Below are 17118 nucleotides of genomic sequence, written 5' to 3'. Positions count from 1 at the left end.
GAGTATTAGTGATTCATTTCTAAAAAATAATCTGCTGTATCTTGTTCATCTTGTTTTAGTTGCACGATTAAATTTTCTGCCCCGTCAAACTTGACTTGATCGCGCAAATAATGATTCCAACGTACTGTTACTTGTTCACCATATATATCTTGATGGAAATCTAAAATATAAACTTCCACTGTCAAGTCACGACCATCACCAAAAGTATCATTATGACCTATAGAGCCCATACCGATGTACCATTTATTTCCGACCTTGATTTTCACAGCATAAACACCGATTCTAGGTAAACGAACCGTACTTTTTACTTTGATATTGGCCGTAGGGAAGCCTAACAAGCGTCCTCGGGCATCCCCGTGAACAACCGTTCCATCTGTTTCATATACATAACCGAGCAATACAGTAACGTCTTCCATTCGCCCTTGTTCCATCAATTCGCGAATCCTTGTAGAGCTAATTTTCGCTCCATCTAATTCTTCCTTGCTTACTGTAACAACCTCAAATCGCTCCTTAGCATATCCTGGTAAGTGCACAACATCCGCTATATCTTTAGGTCCATATGTGTAATCAAACCCTGAAACCGCCGCTTTAGCATGTAATCCGACAATATATTGGTCCACAAATTCCTGCGGGGTTAAACAAGCAAACGCTGAAGTAAACTCGATGACATACAAAATATCTACCCCCAGCTTTTCCATCAATTGTTCTTTTTGTTCTAGGGTATTCAAATATTTCATATTTTCAGGTAAAACTTTTTGAAACACAATAGAAGGGTGTTGATTAAATGTCATTACTGCTAATTTTAAGCCTTTTTCTTCCGCAAATGCTTTACCTGTTTCGATTACTTTCTGATGTCCTCGATGAACACCATCAAAAAAACCTAAGACCATCGCAACATCATCTGATGGGATTTGTTCTGGATTATAAGGATGACGAATTGGAATAATTTGCATGATAAAACTTCTTTCTATTAATTATTTCGTAATACTTTACTAGGTTTCAATACATTGGGTTTCGTTGGATGAGCCATATATAAACTCACGACTTGACCTTGATAAAATAAAGCCACTAAGTCTTGAGGTATTTCGCTTAAAGTCAATTCAGCTGGGCTTAATCGCATTCCGTTTTTGACTTTCTGATAAAGTTCATCAGATAAATCGATTCGTTGAAATCGTTCAACAGCCGTTTCAATCGGTAATAGCATGTCATTCAGTTGATTTTGTGTCATTTTTTCCGCTACTTGTGCTAGAGTCAAACATTGCTTAGCCTTTAAGCCACCGCTTGCCGTACGTGTTAAATCGGACATGTGCGCTGGAACGCCTAAAGCAAGACCTGTATCAACTGATAATGTCCTAACATAAGTTCCTTTGCCGCACACTACCCTATAACGCCAACTTTGTGTGCCTTGTACTTGATCAAATGTAGGCTCACTTATTCGATCAAAAGAATAAATCATCGCTTTTCTAACCGGACGTTCCACCTGTTCGCCATTTCGAGCATATTCGTAAAGGCGTTTGCCATTAACTTTTACTGCTGAAAACATCGGCGGAATTTGAGTGATAACACCTGTCATTTGCTCCATAGCGCCATCGATTTCATCGTTTGAAAAAGGGTGTGATAATGTTGTTTTTTCAACAATCTCTCCGCTTGCATCTTCTGTTGTCGTAGAAAAACCAAGAGTAATTTCTCCTTCATATGTCTTACCAGAATCAACCATATATTCAATAACTTTTGTCCCTTTTCCGATGCAAATCGGCAAAACCCCAGATACATCAGGATCTAAAGTACCACCGTGACCGATTTTTTTCGTATGTAAAATTTTCCTTAGTTTAAAAACACAGTCATGACTTGTCATGCCAGTTTCTTTCCATAAAGGTAAAATACCATCCATTTAATCGTTCCTCCAAAATTTAAGTATCAACTGATTTATTATAGCATAGAAGAGAATAGAAATTCATTTAAAAAAAATGGGGTTTTCATAAAACACCTGATTCTCACTTAAATCGTTGCGCCCGTTTCAAGATTATATAGTACTGTGAAACGCTTTAGCCTCTATACAATCTTAAAAAAAAGCGTAAAACAAAACGCTTAGCTAGTTTTGTTTTACGCTCAAGAGTTTATTGTATTAACGTTAAGCAGAGTGTCCTACAATCACATCGCCGGCATAACCAAATCCAACGCGTGTCATATTAGGGTTCATTTCCCAATCTCTGTGTCCTGTTCCAGATGGTGATTGCATGTTTGTCTCATTATACCAAGCCATGATTACGGAGTTACCAGGAGCAAACATGAATGCAATCACTTCGTCTCCTCGATTCCAATGGTCAGATGGGACTTGAAAATTCTGCATCGTTGCTGCTCTTCCACTAGCTGATGCTGCAAGACCAGCATCCCAACTCACTGGATTCAGCCCGTTCGCCGTACGTAATGCATTTAAAGCTTGAAATGTTGCGTCAGCTGAAGTTGCTGGCGGTGTTACTGGTTTTTCAGGAGTTTCAGGTAATTCAACATTCCCTTGGTTATTTGAATTATTTTCGTTGTTATTCTCCTCAGGCTTACTTGAATTTTCCCCGTTAGATTCTGCTGTCTCTGCTGGAGCAGTAGCTGTTTCAGTAGTGCTTTCGCTTTGAGTAGATGGTTTATCTGTTTTTTTAGGTGTCTCGGCTTTTTTTACGTCTTTCTTTTTCGCTTCATTTGCGAGTTGCGTTTTTAACGCTTCTTGTTGCTCTTTTAATAATTTACTTTTTGAGCTTTCCGCACCCGATGTTTCAGAATCTACTTCTGCTTTTAAAACATTCAAGTCTGCTTGTTTTGCAACAAGATTTTGTTTTTCTTTTTCAAGCTGAGTCTTTGCTTTTTCTAAATTAGCTAAGTTCGTTTGGATATCTGATTTTTTACTTTCAACCAGTGCTTTATCTTCTTTTTGTTGTTTAATTAAATCATTGTTTGCTGTCATAATGGAAGAAATTGCTTGAACTCGTCCGACTGCATCTGTGATTGATTCTGAATTTAAAATTATATCAAGAATTTGAGTTCCTTGTCCGTTAACTTGAACATTTCTTCCTTGTTTTTGAATCGCTTCAGTTCGTTTGTTGATTCGCACGTCTAATGCAGCAATATCTTTTTTTAATTGTTCAGATTCTTTGATTAATGCTGTTTTTTGTTTGTTTAAAGTTATTCCTTCATCAAAAATTGAAGAAATTTCATCTTCTAAAGAGGCAATTTGCGCAACTACATCTTTTTGCTTTTCTTTTAATGCTGAAATTTCTTTGTCTTGTTGCTCTATTTTTTTATCAGTTGTCTCTGCTAACGAACTAATCGGTAAGATTGTCCCTGCAACTGTAACCATACTAACTATTAATAATGACAAATTCTTTTTCTTCACTATTAACCCTCCATTTTCTTTAACCATATCTTCACTAAAACTTACACTATAAATAATAGCATAAATCTTGTTAATTTAATCGATAAAAATATTACAGTTCTTTTCAATATAGTTACAAAAAGCAGTTCTGTGACAAATTTAATGTAAAAAAAAACCGAAAAGGATTACTTCCTTTCGGCTTTTTTACATTATTTTTCTAGTTCCCTTGATTCAATTTACGAATCAACTCATCGATGTGATTCCCATATTGAACCGATTCATCTTTTTCAAAAATCAGTTCCGGCGTTTTGTATAATGTCAACCGTTGTCCTAATTCTTTACGGATCAATCCTTTTGCTTTATCTAATCCTTGTTGCGCTTTTTGGTGATCAGAAGCTAGATCAGATAACAAACTGTAATAAATCGTCGCTTGTTGCAGATCGCCAGTTACTCGAACATCGGTAATTGTAATATCTTGCACACGTGGGTCTCTGACACGTTTTCTCAATATATCATTGATTTCACGCATGATTTCTTGACCTACTCGGCGGTCACGATAATTTGCCATACTGTTTCTCCTTCTTTCTTACTTTATTTGGTGTTATTGTTTGATTTCTTCCATAACAAAGCCTTCAATTACATCGTCAACTTTAAGATCATTGAAGTTTTCAACCATCGCACCACATTCAAAGCCAAGTTTCACTTCTTTGGCATCATCTTTGAAGCGTTTCAAGCTAGAAAGTTTGCCTTCAAAGATAACGATTCCGTCACGAATCACACGAACACCACTATCACGACGGATAGAGCCTTCTGTTACGTAACAACCAGCAATCGTTCCAACTTTAGATACTTTGTAAAGTTCACGAACCGTCATTTGACCCGTAATTTTTTCTTCAAATTCTGGATCTAGCATCCCTTTCATTGCTGTTTCGATTTCTTCAATTGCTTTGTAGATGATACGGTGTAAACGGATATCTACTTCTTCTTGATCTGATTGTTGTTTTGCTTGTGGTGTTGGGCGAACGTTAAACCCAATGATAAGCGCATTACTTGCTGCGGCAAGTGTTACATCACTTTCGTTGATTGCTCCAACAGCCGAGTGAACGATTTTCACGCGGACACCCGCAACTTCGATTTTTTGTAAGCTTGCTGCAAGAGCTTCCGCGGTCCCTTGTACATCTGCTTTGATAATGACGTTAACATCTTTTAATTCGCCTTCTTTTAGACTTTCAAACAAATTATCTAAGGTTACACGATTAGTAGATGAACGTTGCTCAAGTTGTGCACGTTTGCCACGTTCTTCACCTGCTTGACGCGCTGTTTTTTCATCTTCAAAGACCACGAAACGATCGCCTGCTTGTGGTACATCATTTAATCCAGTAATTTCAACTGGTGTTGCTGGACCTACAGCTTTGTCACGACGTCCAAGATCATTCGTCATAACACGAACGCGTCCAAATGTATTCCCAACAACGATTGGGTCCCCAACGCGTAATGAACCTTGCTGAACAAGCAGTGTCGCAACTGGACCTTTCCCTTTATCCAAACGTGCTTCGATTACTGTACCGATTGCGCGTTGTGTTGGGTCTGCTTTTAAATCTTCTACTTCAGCGATCAAAAGAATGTTTTCAAGTAATTCATCAATATTTTGATTGAATTTTGCTGAAATGTTTACGAAGATTGTTTCTCCGCCCCATTCTTCTGGAATCAAACCATGTTCGCTCAATTCTTGTTTTACGTGATCAGGATTAGCACCTGGTTTATCAACTTTGTTTACAGCTACGATAATTGGCACTTCTGCCGCTTTCGCATGGTTGATTGCTTCGACTGTTTGCGGCATTACACCGTCATCTGCTGCAACGACCAAGATTGTAATATCTGTTATACCTGCTCCACGCGCACGCATACTCGTAAAGGCAGCATGTCCTGGTGTATCTAAGAATGTAATTGGTTTTCCATCAATATCGATTTGGTAGGCACCGATGTGTTGAGTGATACCGCCCGCTTCACCTGAGGTTACACGCGAATTACGTAACGTATCAAGCAATGTTGTTTTACCATGGTCAACGTGTCCCATGATTGTTACAACCGGAGGACGTGTCACAAGATTTTCTTCAACTAGTGCTTCTGGTTCGAAGAATTTATCGATATCTGCGACATCAACTTGAACTTTTTCTTGTGGTTCCATTCCGTAATCTACTGCCAACAATTCAATCGTTTCTTTATCTAGGGATTGGTTTTGATTGACCATGACACCCATCATAAATAGTTTTTTGATGATCTCAGCTGGCTCACGGTGAATTTTCTTCGCGATATCTGCTACGTTCATTCCTTCTGTGTATTCTAGTACATCAGGCAATTCACGGAATTTACGTGCTGGAACTGCTGGTTTTGTTGATTCTTGGTATTTGCCTTTTTTGCCTTTTTTATTGAATCTATTACGGTTTTGGTTATTGTAGCCATTACGGTTACGGTTTTGACCGCCGCCTCCACCGAAACTATTGTTGCGGTTTCCAGTGTTCGTATTGTTTCGGTTTTGATTTCCTTGCGTGTTGCTGTTATTTTGTCCTTGTTGTGGACGATTTTGTTGTCCTGATTGTGTTGCAGCAGGACGGTTTTGGTTTGTGTTTTGAGTATTTCCTTGCGTGCTGCGGTTTTGTGTATTGTTACGATTTTGGTTGTTTTGTTGTCCTGATTGTGCTGGACGATTTTGCTGTCCTTGATTCGTACGGTTTTGAGTCATATTTTGGCTGCTTCCTTGCATGTTTCGATTTTGGTTGTTACGGTTTTGATTATTTTGTTGTCCTTGTTGTGCTGGACGATTTTGGTTATTTTGCTGTGGACGATTTTGTTGTCCATTTGGTTGTTGCGGTCTAGTTTGATTTTGGTTTGGTCTATTTCCATTTTGGTTAGCTGGCTTTTGATTTGCTGGTTTTGTTTGCCCTTGACCACTTTGCGCTTGTGGTTTCGCAGCGGGTTTTTGTTGTGTATTTGCAGGTTTATTTCCTCCAAATGAGTTGCGAAGCTTTGATTCGTCCTCAGAAGAAATTGCGCCCATATGGTTTTTCACATCCATACCTAGAGCATGTGCTTTTTCGACAACATCTTTACTCGATTGATTCATCTCTTTTGCTAGTTCATAAATTCTTTTTTTCCCCATGCAATCACCTTCCTAACCTTTGATTAGTTCCTTGAATTTCGTCGCAAAGCCCTGATCATTGATTCCAATCACCATGCGCGTTCTACCGATTGCGTGACTTAATTCTGAATGTAAAAACGACTCACTGCAAGGAACGTTATAATAAGAACATTTGTCCTTGATTTTTTTTCTTGTATTCTCACTAGCATCGCCAGCAACAAAAACGAATTTCGCTTTATTACTGCGGATATCACCGATTGTTAACTCTTCACCGGTCACTAGTTTTCCAGCTCTCATAGCCAAACCTAATAAATTCAGTACCTTTTCTTTAGCCATTGCCGAACAACTCATTACGTGCTTTTTGGTGTTCAACATAATCCAATAATTCTTGGTAGAAATCATCTGTCAACTTCGTTTCCAAGACACGGTCTAAAATGTGCTTGTCCCAAGCTTCTTGGACTTCTTTAGGCTCAAGTGAAACGTAAGCCCCTCGTCCTGGCAATTTCCCTGTAGGGTCGATTGCGACTTCGCCATCTTTCGAACGCGTGATTCGAACCAATTCTTTTTTCGGTTTCATTTCGCCTGAAACAACAGATTTACGCATCGGGATTTTTCTTTTTTTCATTTGTTTCCCTCCAAATCGTTAAACTTGTTCTTCGTCTTCGGCTGTTTTTTCTTCAAACTCGATATTTTCGTACTCATCAGCTGTTAAATCAGATGCGACAATCGCCTCATCATGTACTTCTTCTTCAGGAGTTTCTTCGTTTTCTGCATGTTCTGCATAGTAACTCTCCATTTCAGATTCAGGTTTGATATCAATTTTAAAGCCAGTCAATTTTGCAGCTAAACGTGCATTTTGTCCTCTTTTACCGATAGCCAGTGATAATTGATAATCTGGAACGACTACAGTACAAGCTTTATTGTTATTCGGGTCGAAAATAACATCTACTACTTGGGCTGGATTCAATGCGTTGCTGATGAAAACTGCTGGGTCTTCACTCCATTCAACGATATCCATATTCTCCCCTTTTAATTCGTTAACGATGGCTTGAACACGTTGGCCTTTTGGTCCTACACATGTCCCAACAGGATCGATATTCGAATCAGTTGAACGAACAGAAACTTTTGAACGATCTCCTGCTTCACGAGCAATGCTGACAATCTCTACTATTCCATCATACACTTCTGGGATTTCTTGTTCAAATAATCGCTTCAATAAATCTGGATGGCTACGGCTTACGAAAACTTGCGGGCCTTTTGAGGTATTTTCAACTCTCGAAACGTATACTTTAATACGATCATGAGGCTGATAAAACTCGTTTGGCATTTGATCTTGCTTTGATAAAACAGCTTCAATCTTTCCTAAGTTCACATAGATGTAGCGGCGGTCTTGTCTTTCAACGATTCCTTGCATAATGTCATTTTCATACGCACTGAATTCGTTATAGATAATGTTTCGTTCTGCTTCTCGAACACGTTGCAAAATAACTTGTTTTGCTGTTTGAGCTGCAATACGACCGAAATCTTTTGGAGTTACTTCAAAACGGATTTTATCACCCATTTCGTATGCTTTATTCACTTCCATCGCTTCTTTTAATGAAACTTCTAGTTGTGAATCAAAGACTTCTTCCGTTACTTCTTTAACAGCATAAACATGGATATTCCCTTTTTTACCGTCAAATTCAACTTCAACGTTTTGGGCTTGTCCATAATGTCTTTTGTATGCGGAAACTAATGCTGCTTCCAATGCATCAATCACAATCTCTTTAGAAATACCTTTTTCAGCTTCTAATGCATCTAGTGCATTTAACATTTCTTTGCTCATTTTTTTATCATTTCCTCCTACTGTCTAAATGAAAGGCGAACGGAGCTGCTCGACTTTTATCAAGTCGCTTATTGCATCTCGTGATAAGTCAAAACTGGAACGTTCTGCTTCGTGTTTTACTCAATTAAAACTGAATTGCTAAACGAGCTTTTGCAATGTTTTTTCGTTCAAATGTATAGTCTTTGACTCTTGTTTTGATTTTGACTGTCAAGGTCAACTGATCTTTGTCTATTGTTTTTAAAATACCTTCAAACTGTTTTTCACCATCGATTGTTTGATAGAGTGAAACATGAATGTATTCTCCAACTGCTTTTTCATAGTCGCTTTCTTTCTTCAACGGACGTTCAGCTCCCGGTGAGGACACTTCCAGGAAGTACGCTTGGGGAATCGGATCAGGATCCATAGCATCAAGCTTTTCATCTAGCTGCTCACTCACAAGTGCACAGTCTAAGATATCAATACCGCCTTCTTTATCAATAAAGACGCGGAGAAACCAGTCTCTTCCTTCCTTGACAAACTCTACTTCTACAAGTTCAAAATTTTGTTTTTCTAAGATTGGTGTGACTAACTCGGTAACAGTTTCCACAACACTACTCAAAATTTTCGCCTCCTTCGAGATTTATGTAACGTACTAGATTTTTAGCAAGCCTGATTCGTATAGCTAAATCATAGAAAGTGTCGATTGATACAACCAGACAACAAAAGTCAAGCAAATCGACGTTTTATCATACTTTCTTTCTATGTTATTCCATTAAAAAGAGTGAGCAGAAATCCGCTCACTCAAACTAGTATCATTACTTATAAGCTATTCTACCATAGATTTTCTGAAAACTCAAATCTACGTTATTACACCGCTATTATCTTTGCTTTATTTTTGTGTTTCACTCAAAGAAACATACTTCACTTTTCCATTCTTTTGTTTTACTATGAATAAGAAGATTTGAAAGGAGCTCCCTATGTCACAAACACAAGTAATCAAAGTAAACAAAGATACAATGAAAAAAATGCATGTCTATTATGAGAAAAATCGTTTAAATAAAACTGTGCCTTACACAGATTTCGTTGCCAGAGTTGGAAATACAACGATTACAGCTTATACCTCTGGTAAAGTCGTATTTCAAGGGGGGGATGCCGAAAAGATAGCAGCAAAATGGGGCAGTTCACTTGAAAGTAAAGGAACAAGTCGATCGACATCAAAAAAAGCAACAGCGTTACCTGCTAATTTCAGTCAACTTTCAGTCTTAGGTAGTGATGAAGTTGGCAATGGTAGTTATTTTGGCCCCGTAACAGTTTGCGCTGCTTACGTCGACAAAACGATGGTGGCAAAACTAAAAGCACTTGGCGTACGAGATTCCAAGGAACTGACTGATCCGCAAATAGTACAACTTTCAGCAGTCATCAAAGAACTGGTTCCTTATAGACTATTGATTGTTGAGCCAGAAAAATACAATCAGATCCAGCCAAAATATAATGCGGTTCATATGAAAGTCGCATTACATAATCAAGCAATCCATTTATTATTGAACGACATCGCACCAACGAAACCAGACGGTATTTTGATCGATCAATTTACACCTGAAGCCAATTATAAAAAGTATGTACGAAGTGAACAAAATCAAGTCAATGAAAAATTATTCTTCATTACAAAAGGTGAGCAATATCATGTAGCAGTAGCAGCGGCTTCAATCATTAGCCGAGCGGCTTTTTTAGAAGAACTAGATAAAGAATCCAAAGAATTAGGAATGAAAGTTCCTTCTGGTGCGGGCGCTGTTTCTGATAAAGTTGCAGCGAAAGTGTTGGCTAAAGGTGGGATGACATTACTAAGTAAATATGTGAAACTTCATTTTGCAAATACAGAAAAAGCGAAAAAATTGCTTCAAAATGAAAGAGCCTGAGACAGAAGCTTATTTCCCAAGGGATTGCTTCTGCTCTCGCCTTTTATTCGCAACTAGGGTGTGAAACAAAAGTGATTTTTACTTTTGTCCCACACCCTTTCTATTCCGCTTCTTGAATTTCTTTATCTAAATCAGCATAATCAATGGCTGTATGAATAAATGTTTCATCATTTTTGGGAAAATGTTGAAATAATGAGTCCATGGGTTCAATCTCAATCACCCCTGATTCCAATTCAAAATCTATCAGGTGTCCGCCAAACGTTTGCTTGTCGTCTATAAAATGCAAATGAAACTCTGCTGCTGCAACACCTTGAAATAGTTCCGGTGTGAAGAAGCCAAGTATAGTGCCAGTAACCATTTCTTTTTCAAACTCAGGCTGTTCTTTGGATACTTCAACCAATCGTTTATAAGGTTTTTGCTGTTTGGGCATCACTCGAATATGGACTGTTTTAAATTTCCCATGAATTTTGATTGCATGAAAAAGGTTTTCGCTCTTTAAATGTTCGCTGATTAATTTATTTGTTTTTGAATAATCTATAGGACCAGCCACTGGAAAAGTGATTGTTGGTTTAAATGTAGTCACAGCTGCATAAGGTGTTTCTTGTTTGCCATCTAGTGCAACCAAGGCCCCATCTTCCCTTCCTTGAAAAGCTTTCCCCTCTAAAATGATTAACTCCCCATCTAAACCGGATAAAGTACCGATCCCAAAATCACCTTTTTTTAAAATATTAGTGATTGTTTCAGTCCCATCCATCAAGCCTGCCATTAAAGCTCCTAAAGTTCCGTGCTGATATAAGACTGTTTCTTTTGTCATTGTTATCACCTTTCTAATAAAATTGATCTGGTAAAATCGTTTCGCCAAGTTTTTCGTTATCTTGGTAATCAATTGGAATATCGATCACAACAGGTCCTTCTGTTTCAATTCCTTTTAAAATTGCTGCTTTTAATTCTTGGACATTCTCAGCGCGTAATCCTTTGGCTCCAAAAGCCTCAGCATATTTCACAAAATCGACGGGTCCAAAGTCCACACCAGAAATTCGATGATATTTAAGTTGCTCTTGAAATTCAACCATGTTATAACGTCCGTCATTCCAAATCAAATGAATGATATTTAATTTTTTTCGGACTGCCGTCTCAAGATCCTGAGCAGAAAACAAAAAGCCACCATCCCCTGAAATTGATAGTATTTGCGTGTTTGGTCGAACCAATGCTGCTGAAATCGCCCAAGGAAGAGCAACACCTAATGTCTGCATCCCATTACTAAAAAGTAAATGTCTTGGCTCATAACTTCTAAAATGACGAGCCATCCAAATATAATGACTCCCTACATCAACAGTGACTGTCATATCGTCTGTTACTATATTTTGCAATGTTTCGATCACTTCTAGAGGGTGAATCAATCCTTTTGTTGTCCCCTCTTTCACATCGTCTCGTTTAACCAGTTTTTCATGCAATGAATCCAAATATCCTATCGCTTTATCAGATAATCCTTTCGCTTCAATACTTGGTAAAAGAACGGTTAATGTCTCAGCAATGTCGCCGATCAGTTCTCGTTCCGGTTGGAAATATTGGTCGATTTCAGCCGGTGTATCATCAATTACTATAATCGCCGAATCTCCTTCTGCATTCCAATTTCTAGCCTCATATTCTATTGGATCATAGCCGACCGCAATCACCAAATCACTGCGTTTTAATAGCATATCACCTGGTTGATTACGAAACAAACCGATTCGTCCGAAGAAGTGGTCTTCTAATTTTCGAGAAATCACTCCTGCAGCTTGGAACGTTTCAACGACTGGAATGTTCGTTTTCTCAACGATTTCGCGAATTGCCTTTGCTTCTTTATCTGTAGAGGCACGCATCCCGACCAATAACACAGGCAGCTCAGCCGCTTGAATCCGTTGTGAAAGGTAGTCGATATCTTTTGATGAAGCAGAGCCGATTTTCGGATCACTCAATGGTTTTATGCCGACAGATTCTACTGGAGCATCAACTACATCTTGCGGAATACTGATAAAACTAGCTCCTTTTTTTGACGACTTTGCCAATCGATAAGCATTTGCTAAGACTTCAGAAATGGTCTCTGGATCTTGAATTTCTGCACTGTACTTCGTGATTGGCTCGAATAAAGCAGCATTGTTCATACTTTGGTGGGTTAATTTTAATAAGTCTCTTCGTTTTACTTGACCACCGATCGCCAGTACAGGATCGCCTTCTGCTGTAGCCGTTACTAACCCTGTAGCGAGATTACTCGCACCTGGACCACTCGTTGCAACAACTACACCTGGATTTCCAGTCAAGCGACCAACGGCAGCTGCCATAAAGGCTGCATTTTGTTCATGACGCGTTACGATCAATTCTGGGCCATCATCGACTAACGCATTAAACAGACCATCAATCTTTGCTCCTGGAATTCCAAAGACATAATCGACTTGATGATTTTTCAAGCTCTCAACAATCACTTCGGCACCATTTCTGCTTTTATCCATTACGTGTTACACCCTTTCTGAAATCATGTTTCATTAAACCAATTCCCTTATACAAAAAAGAATATAAAGAATCTACATTAAGGAAAACCGTATTTTATAGTACAGTTACAAAACCTGTATCAATTTCAATTATAGCATGTTGCCTATTATTTGTTTAATCATTTGATCCCAAAAAATAAGAGAACATCGAAACATAAAGGTTCATGCTTTCCGATATTCTTTCTAAATCATTAGATAGCAATTATTTGAGGCTATGTTTAAGAAAGAGTAAAGAAAATAGTACGTAGTCATTTTCCACTCTTTTCAACTCGACCGCTATACCCCTCTAGAAAACGGAATTTTCTACTTTAAATAACAAGTATATCCGTTTCAGATCGACATATTATAAAAAAATTAATATTTACTTTATTGACTTTAACGAAGATATTCACTATATTTAGGGCGATCTGAATAACTTGTTAGGTGAGGCTCCTATGGAAACACAGGCTACTGCTCAAAAATGTCGAAAGACAGGAATGGGTAGGACAGGAATTGTCGAATTAAGGCTTTTCACAAAGTAGCTAAAAGCTCTGCTTTTTACGTTTCATAGTGCTAAAACTCAACGATGAGAATGATGAAAAGCTCTTTTTGTGCTGAAATCAATCCACCTTCGCTGAGTTATTCTAAGCGAAGGTTTTTTGTTTTGATAGATAATGTTGACAGAATTTTACTTCCAGGAGGTGGATATACAAATCGAAGGAGAAAACATCTCTTCATTGTGATTTAATGGTTTAGAGATACTTCTTTTAATTTTGACTTACTGTGATTCATTATTTTAGTATAAAGATCTTTTTGTCCCCCATCTAAATCAATTCCTAATGCCAAACTTTATTTGATGATCAATTAAAATGATTAGCGAGGAATAAACTATGAAAACTGGAATAAAATGGTTAATTTGTATAATTCTTTTTGTTCTCTTGATTTTTACAGGAATTGGGAGTTACACCGCAATAAATTTTCATAATGGAAAAAAAATGGCTCAATCCCAAGTGAATAAGAGCAAGAATACTAACTTCTCTGGTGATCAACAGACAAATCTGAAAGAGATCACGATTATGTTAATTGGTGATGACGGTCGTGAAGATGATGAAGATGGCGGACGTGCTGATACATTAATGGTCGCCCACTACAACAGTGAAACAAAACAACCAAAATTAATATCAATCATGAGAGATTCTTATGTGTCAATACCTGGACATGGATTAGAGAAAATCAATGCTGCTTACGCTTACGGCGGAGCCGAATTAACACGAAAGGTCCTCAATGACTCATTTGGTTTGCCAACCAATTATTATATTTCGGCAGATTTTACTCATTTTGTTCAATTAATCAATGAACTTTATCCAAAAGGGATTGAAATCGATGCAGAAAAAGATATCAACCTAGACAATGTCGACATCAAAAAAGGCAAACAACTCATGGATGGTAACACGTTATTACAGTATGCTCGTTTTCGAATGGATGAAGAGGGCGATTTTGGTCGAGTAAGAAGACAACAACAAGTTATGGACGCACTGGCAAAACAATCTAAAGATGCTGTCTCCTTCTTACAACTTCCGAAAATAGCGGGCGAAGCGGTCGGTTACTTAGATACGAATATCCCCACTGATTTTCTTATAGATTTAGCAAAAGATTTTCTATCAGGCAATGTCAAAACGCTTGAAACTTTATCTGTACCAGTTAAAGGGAGCTGGTCATTTAACGATTATACTGATGCTGGCAGTGTCTTAGAAATAGACGAGAAACAAAATGAAGAAGCTATTCATAGCTTTTTGGATGATGGGGCAGCGAAATGAAACAATCCAAGAGATTCTCTAAGATGCACTATTTAGATTTTTATGTTTTGATCCCTTATTTTATTTTGTCAATCATAGGTATTTTAATGGTCTATAGTTCAAGTTCCTATCAATTATTAGATAGTGACCTTGGAACGTCGAGTAAAGCAATCAAACAAACGATGTATTTTCTTTTTAGTATCGTGTGTATGAGTTTTGTTTATCGGATTAACTTGTCCGTTCTTCGTAAACCTAAAATGATGTATGTTATTTTGGCGATGACGTTCTTATCTATTGTTGCTTTGCCCTTTATTGGAACAAGTGTTGGTGGTGCTAAGCGCTGGATCAATCTAGGCGTACTTTTGTTTCAACCATCTGAGTTAGTTCCTTTAGTACTCGTTCTTTATTTAGCTGCAAACTTGGCTAAAACAGACACGCTCGTTCCTTTTAGGTTCAAAGATCATAAACGTTCTTTATTTGTGGCTATGTTCTTTATGTTTTTTGTAGCTTTACAACCAAATATTGCTGGAGCGTCAATGATTTTTATCCTTGTTTTAGTCTTGTTTTTATCCAGCGGACTATCTCCTTTATTTATGTCGATAGCTTTAATTGGTTTCATTGCGATAAAACGTTTAGGAACCGTTCTTTTATTGTCGATTCCAACAAATTGGATGCCTGAAAAATTCGGGTATTTAGTAACCCGTTTCGAAGTGATGCAAAATCCTTTCATTGATCCGACTGGCAAAGGGTTTCAAACGTCAAATGCTTATTATGCCATGCATAATGGTGGTTTTTGGGGCTTAGGTTTAGGCAATAGTATTCAAAAAAAGGGGTTCCTGCCAGCTGCTGATACAGATTTTATTTTTGCCATTTGTATCGAAGAGCTGGGATTGATTGCTTCTTTAGGGATTTTATTTTTAGTATTCTTTATGGTTGCTCGTTTATTTTTACTTGCGATAAGATCAAAAATCCTTTATTACTCCTATCTTTATATTGGTTGTGGGATGTTACTTTTACTTCAAGTATCCGTAAACGTAGGGAGCTTGTTAGGGTTTATCCCTATGACAGGATTGACATTCCCTTTCATCAGTTATGGTGGATCTAGTTTGCTGATATTGAGCATTACACTTGGTATTGCATTGAATGCCCGTGCGACGGAAATGAGAGAAATAGGGAAGCAAAAAGGAGAACTGGCATGAGACAAAACGTAAATCCAAATAGTGAACCTGTGAATTATGCGCTTCTTTTACCTGTTTTTCTTTTGATAGTTGTCGGCTTTATTGCCCAGTATGGCGCATTTTATGCAGATCCGTCTGTTGAATCAATTACTCCTTTGATGATAAAACAACTTCTATGGACTATCTTAGGCATTGTGGCAATGTTTATCACGATGTTTATTCCAATTAAATATTTGTGGAAATTTACTCCTACACTTTATGGTTTATCGCTGTTACTAATGAGTTTGCTGATAAAATTTCACGACCCAGTTATGGCCGCCGCAACTGGTACCAAACGTTGGATTCGACTAGGACCACTCTCATTTCAGCCATCAGAATTCATGAAACTTGGCTATATTTTGATGTTGGCCTATGTCGTGACAAGAAGACGGCAGAAGGCCTCAAATCCTTCTACTTTGAAAGAAGATTTCCGATTATTAGGGGAATTATCCCTTGTCAGTCTACCTGTTTTTGCTTTGATGTTTTATCAAAAAGATTTTGGTACAAGTTTAGTATTTATTTCGATATTTCTTGGTGTGGTGCTTGTTTCTGGTTGTTCTTGGAAAATTTTAACGGTTGGATTTGGGATTTTAGGTGTGATTGGTGTTAGCGGTATTTTGTTGGTTTTAACGGAACGAGGCCAAGCTATCCTTTCCTATCTTCATTTTCAGCCCTATCAGTTTAATCGAATCCATGCTTGGCTGAATCCTTTCGAATATGCAGACTCCATTTCATTTCAACAAGCTCGTGGGTTAACAGCTATCGGATCTGGAGAGATGTTGGGAAAAGGACTGACCGATCTACAAATTTATGTTCCTGTTAGAGAGTCCGATATGATTTTCACTGTGATTGGTGAAGCCTATGGTTTTATAGGAACTTGTACCTTGATTTTGCTGTTCTTTTATCTCATTTATCAAATGCTGATCTGTACGCTCAATGCAAAACGAGAGTTTTATGCGTATATTACGACTGGTGTGATTATGTATTTCTTATTTCACATATTAGAAAATATTGGCTCTAATATTGGTTTACTTCCTTTGACTGGGATTCCTTTACCCTTTATTAGTCAAGGTGGTACAGCTTATTTGGCTAATTTTATTGGGGTTGGGTTGATTCTTTCGATGTATTATCAGAAAGAAAAAAACTAGTCTGTTGTTTTAACTCTATAGTGAGAAGTGTACATGATACAAAACAAGGAGGTCGCGATTATGCTCCCTCCTTCTTCTGTTACAATTTAAAATGGCTCTATACTTTCTGATGTTGGTGAACAATCACCGGCATCTTTTTTAATGCAAAATACTAGAAAAGACACCCTGATATCCTTTAGAATTAAGTCGACGAAAACCAATCAAAAGGGGAAATCAAGATGTCCTAT

The 17118-nt window shown here is 37.8% G+C and carries 15 protein-coding genes and 1 riboswitch; of the genes, 4 read left to right on the top strand and 11 right to left on the bottom strand.

What is annotated here, in order from left to right; all coding sequences use genetic code 11:
* Positions 1–5: 5 nt before the first annotated feature.
* From ribF to rimP, 9 genes are all read right to left on the bottom strand, one after another.
* The gene (gene ribF / locus BCR22_RS00075) at positions 6–953 is read right to left on the bottom strand and encodes a riboflavin biosynthesis protein RibF (protein WP_069652968.1); all 948 of its coding nucleotides are present in this window, start codon (positions 951–953) and stop codon (positions 6–8) included.
* Between the two features lie 17 nt (positions 954–970).
* Positions 971–1891 carry a tRNA pseudouridine(55) synthase TruB gene (gene truB / locus BCR22_RS00070; protein WP_069652967.1) on the bottom strand — a complete coding sequence of 307 codons (921 nt, stop codon included), beginning with the start codon at positions 1889–1891 and terminating at the stop codon, positions 971–973.
* Between the two features lie 240 nt (positions 1892–2131).
* A complete protein-coding gene (locus BCR22_RS00065) occupies positions 2132–3385 on the bottom strand; it encodes a PcsB-like coiled-coil domain-containing protein (RefSeq protein WP_069652966.1) in 1254 nt (417 codons plus the stop codon).
* Between the two features lie 196 nt (positions 3386–3581).
* The gene (gene rbfA / locus BCR22_RS00060; protein WP_069652965.1) at positions 3582–3932 is read right to left on the bottom strand and encodes a 30S ribosome-binding factor RbfA; all 351 of its coding nucleotides are present in this window, start codon (positions 3930–3932) and stop codon (positions 3582–3584) included.
* Between the two features lie 33 nt (positions 3933–3965).
* The gene (gene infB, locus BCR22_RS00055; protein WP_069652964.1) at positions 3966–6524 is read right to left on the bottom strand and encodes a translation initiation factor IF-2; all 2559 of its coding nucleotides are present in this window, start codon (positions 6522–6524) and stop codon (positions 3966–3968) included.
* Between the two features lie 12 nt (positions 6525–6536).
* Positions 6537–6839 carry a YlxQ-related RNA-binding protein gene (locus BCR22_RS00050; protein ID WP_069652963.1) on the bottom strand — a complete coding sequence of 101 codons (303 nt, stop codon included), beginning with the start codon at positions 6837–6839 and terminating at the stop codon, positions 6537–6539.
* Positions 6832–7128 carry an RNase P modulator RnpM gene (gene rnpM, locus BCR22_RS00045; RefSeq protein WP_069652962.1) on the bottom strand — a complete coding sequence of 99 codons (297 nt, stop codon included), beginning with the start codon at positions 7126–7128 and terminating at the stop codon, positions 6832–6834. The genes BCR22_RS00050 and rnpM overlap by 8 nt, the downstream gene beginning before the upstream one ends.
* Positions 7129–7146: 18 nt before the next feature.
* Positions 7147–8328, bottom strand: coding sequence for a transcription termination factor NusA (gene nusA, locus BCR22_RS00040; protein WP_069652961.1), 1182 nt, complete (start codon positions 8326–8328; stop codon positions 7147–7149).
* Between the two features lie 124 nt (positions 8329–8452).
* A complete protein-coding gene (rimP, locus tag BCR22_RS00035) occupies positions 8453–8926 on the bottom strand; it encodes a ribosome maturation factor RimP (protein ID WP_069652960.1) in 474 nt (157 codons plus the stop codon).
* Positions 8927–9284: 358 nt separating this feature from the next.
* Here rimP and rnhC point away from each other — a divergent pair, with 358 nt between their 5' ends.
* Positions 9285–10223 carry a ribonuclease HIII gene (rnhC, locus tag BCR22_RS00030; RefSeq protein WP_069652959.1) on the top strand — a complete coding sequence of 313 codons (939 nt, stop codon included), beginning with the start codon at positions 9285–9287 and terminating at the stop codon, positions 10221–10223.
* A gap of 100 nt (positions 10224–10323) precedes the next feature.
* Here the strand turns inward: rnhC and budA are convergent, their stop codons facing one another.
* Both budA and alsS read right to left on the bottom strand, forming a co-directional pair.
* Entirely contained in the window at positions 10324–11037 is a 714-nt protein-coding gene (gene budA / locus BCR22_RS00025; RefSeq protein WP_069652958.1) for an acetolactate decarboxylase, read from the bottom strand.
* Positions 11038–11050: 13 nt separating this feature from the next.
* The gene (alsS, locus tag BCR22_RS00020) at positions 11051–12712 is read right to left on the bottom strand and encodes an acetolactate synthase AlsS (RefSeq protein WP_069652957.1); all 1662 of its coding nucleotides are present in this window, start codon (positions 12710–12712) and stop codon (positions 11051–11053) included.
* 447 nt (positions 12713–13159) lie between these two features.
* Positions 13160–13329: riboswitch (M-box (ykoK) riboswitch) on the top strand.
* 291 nt (positions 13330–13620) lie between these two features.
* Here alsS and BCR22_RS00015 point away from each other — a divergent pair.
* From BCR22_RS00015 to BCR22_RS00005, 3 genes are read left to right on the top strand one after another with little or no spacing between them, the layout of a single operon-like run.
* Complete coding sequence (locus tag BCR22_RS00015; protein ID WP_069652956.1) at positions 13621–14547, top strand: LCP family protein; 927 nt, start codon at positions 13621–13623, stop codon at positions 14545–14547.
* Positions 14544–15725, top strand: a complete 1182-nt coding sequence (locus BCR22_RS00010; protein ID WP_069652955.1) for an FtsW/RodA/SpoVE family cell cycle protein — start codon at positions 14544–14546, stop codon at positions 15723–15725. The genes BCR22_RS00015 and BCR22_RS00010 overlap by 4 nt, the downstream gene beginning before the upstream one ends.
* Entirely contained in the window at positions 15722–16891 is a 1170-nt protein-coding gene (locus BCR22_RS00005) for an FtsW/RodA/SpoVE family cell cycle protein (RefSeq protein WP_069652954.1), read from the top strand. The genes BCR22_RS00010 and BCR22_RS00005 overlap by 4 nt, the downstream gene beginning before the upstream one ends.
* The last annotated feature ends 227 nt before the right edge of the window (positions 16892–17118 follow it).

This window comes from Enterococcus plantarum (assembly GCF_001730295.1).
Taxonomy (GTDB): domain Bacteria; phylum Bacillota; class Bacilli; order Lactobacillales; family Enterococcaceae; genus Enterococcus_L; species Enterococcus_L plantarum.
This window is presented reverse-complemented; position numbering and strand designations above follow the sequence as displayed.

Coding starts and splice junctions, on each gene's coding strand:
- ribF (WP_069652968.1), bottom strand. CDS start 953: ATGCAAATTATTCCAATTCGTCATCCTTATAATCCAGAACAAATCCCA.
- truB (WP_069652967.1), bottom strand. CDS start 1,891: ATGGATGGTATTTTACCTTTATGGAAAGAAACTGGCATGACAAGTCAT.
- rbfA (WP_069652965.1), bottom strand. CDS start 3,932: ATGGCAAATTATCGTGACCGCCGAGTAGGTCAAGAAATCATGCGTGAA.
- infB (WP_069652964.1), bottom strand. CDS start 6,524: ATGGGGAAAAAAAGAATTTATGAACTAGCAAAAGAGATGAATCAATCG.
- BCR22_RS00050 (WP_069652963.1), bottom strand. CDS start 6,839: ATGGCTAAAGAAAAGGTACTGAATTTATTAGGTTTGGCTATGAGAGCT.
- rnpM (WP_069652962.1), bottom strand. CDS start 7,128: ATGAAAAAAAGAAAAATCCCGATGCGTAAATCTGTTGTTTCAGGCGAA.
- nusA (WP_069652961.1), bottom strand. CDS start 8,328: ATGAGCAAAGAAATGTTAAATGCACTAGATGCATTAGAAGCTGAAAAA.
- rnhC (WP_069652959.1), top strand. CDS start 9,285: ATGTCACAAACACAAGTAATCAAAGTAAACAAAGATACAATGAAAAAA.
- budA (WP_069652958.1), bottom strand. CDS start 11,037: ATGACAAAAGAAACAGTCTTATATCAGCACGGAACTTTAGGAGCTTTA.
- alsS (WP_069652957.1), bottom strand. CDS start 12,712: ATGGATAAAAGCAGAAATGGTGCCGAAGTGATTGTTGAGAGCTTGAAA.
- BCR22_RS00015 (WP_069652956.1), top strand. CDS start 13,621: ATGAAAACTGGAATAAAATGGTTAATTTGTATAATTCTTTTTGTTCTC.
- BCR22_RS00010 (WP_069652955.1), top strand. CDS start 14,544: ATGAAACAATCCAAGAGATTCTCTAAGATGCACTATTTAGATTTTTAT.
- BCR22_RS00005 (WP_069652954.1), top strand. CDS start 15,722: ATGAGACAAAACGTAAATCCAAATAGTGAACCTGTGAATTATGCGCTT.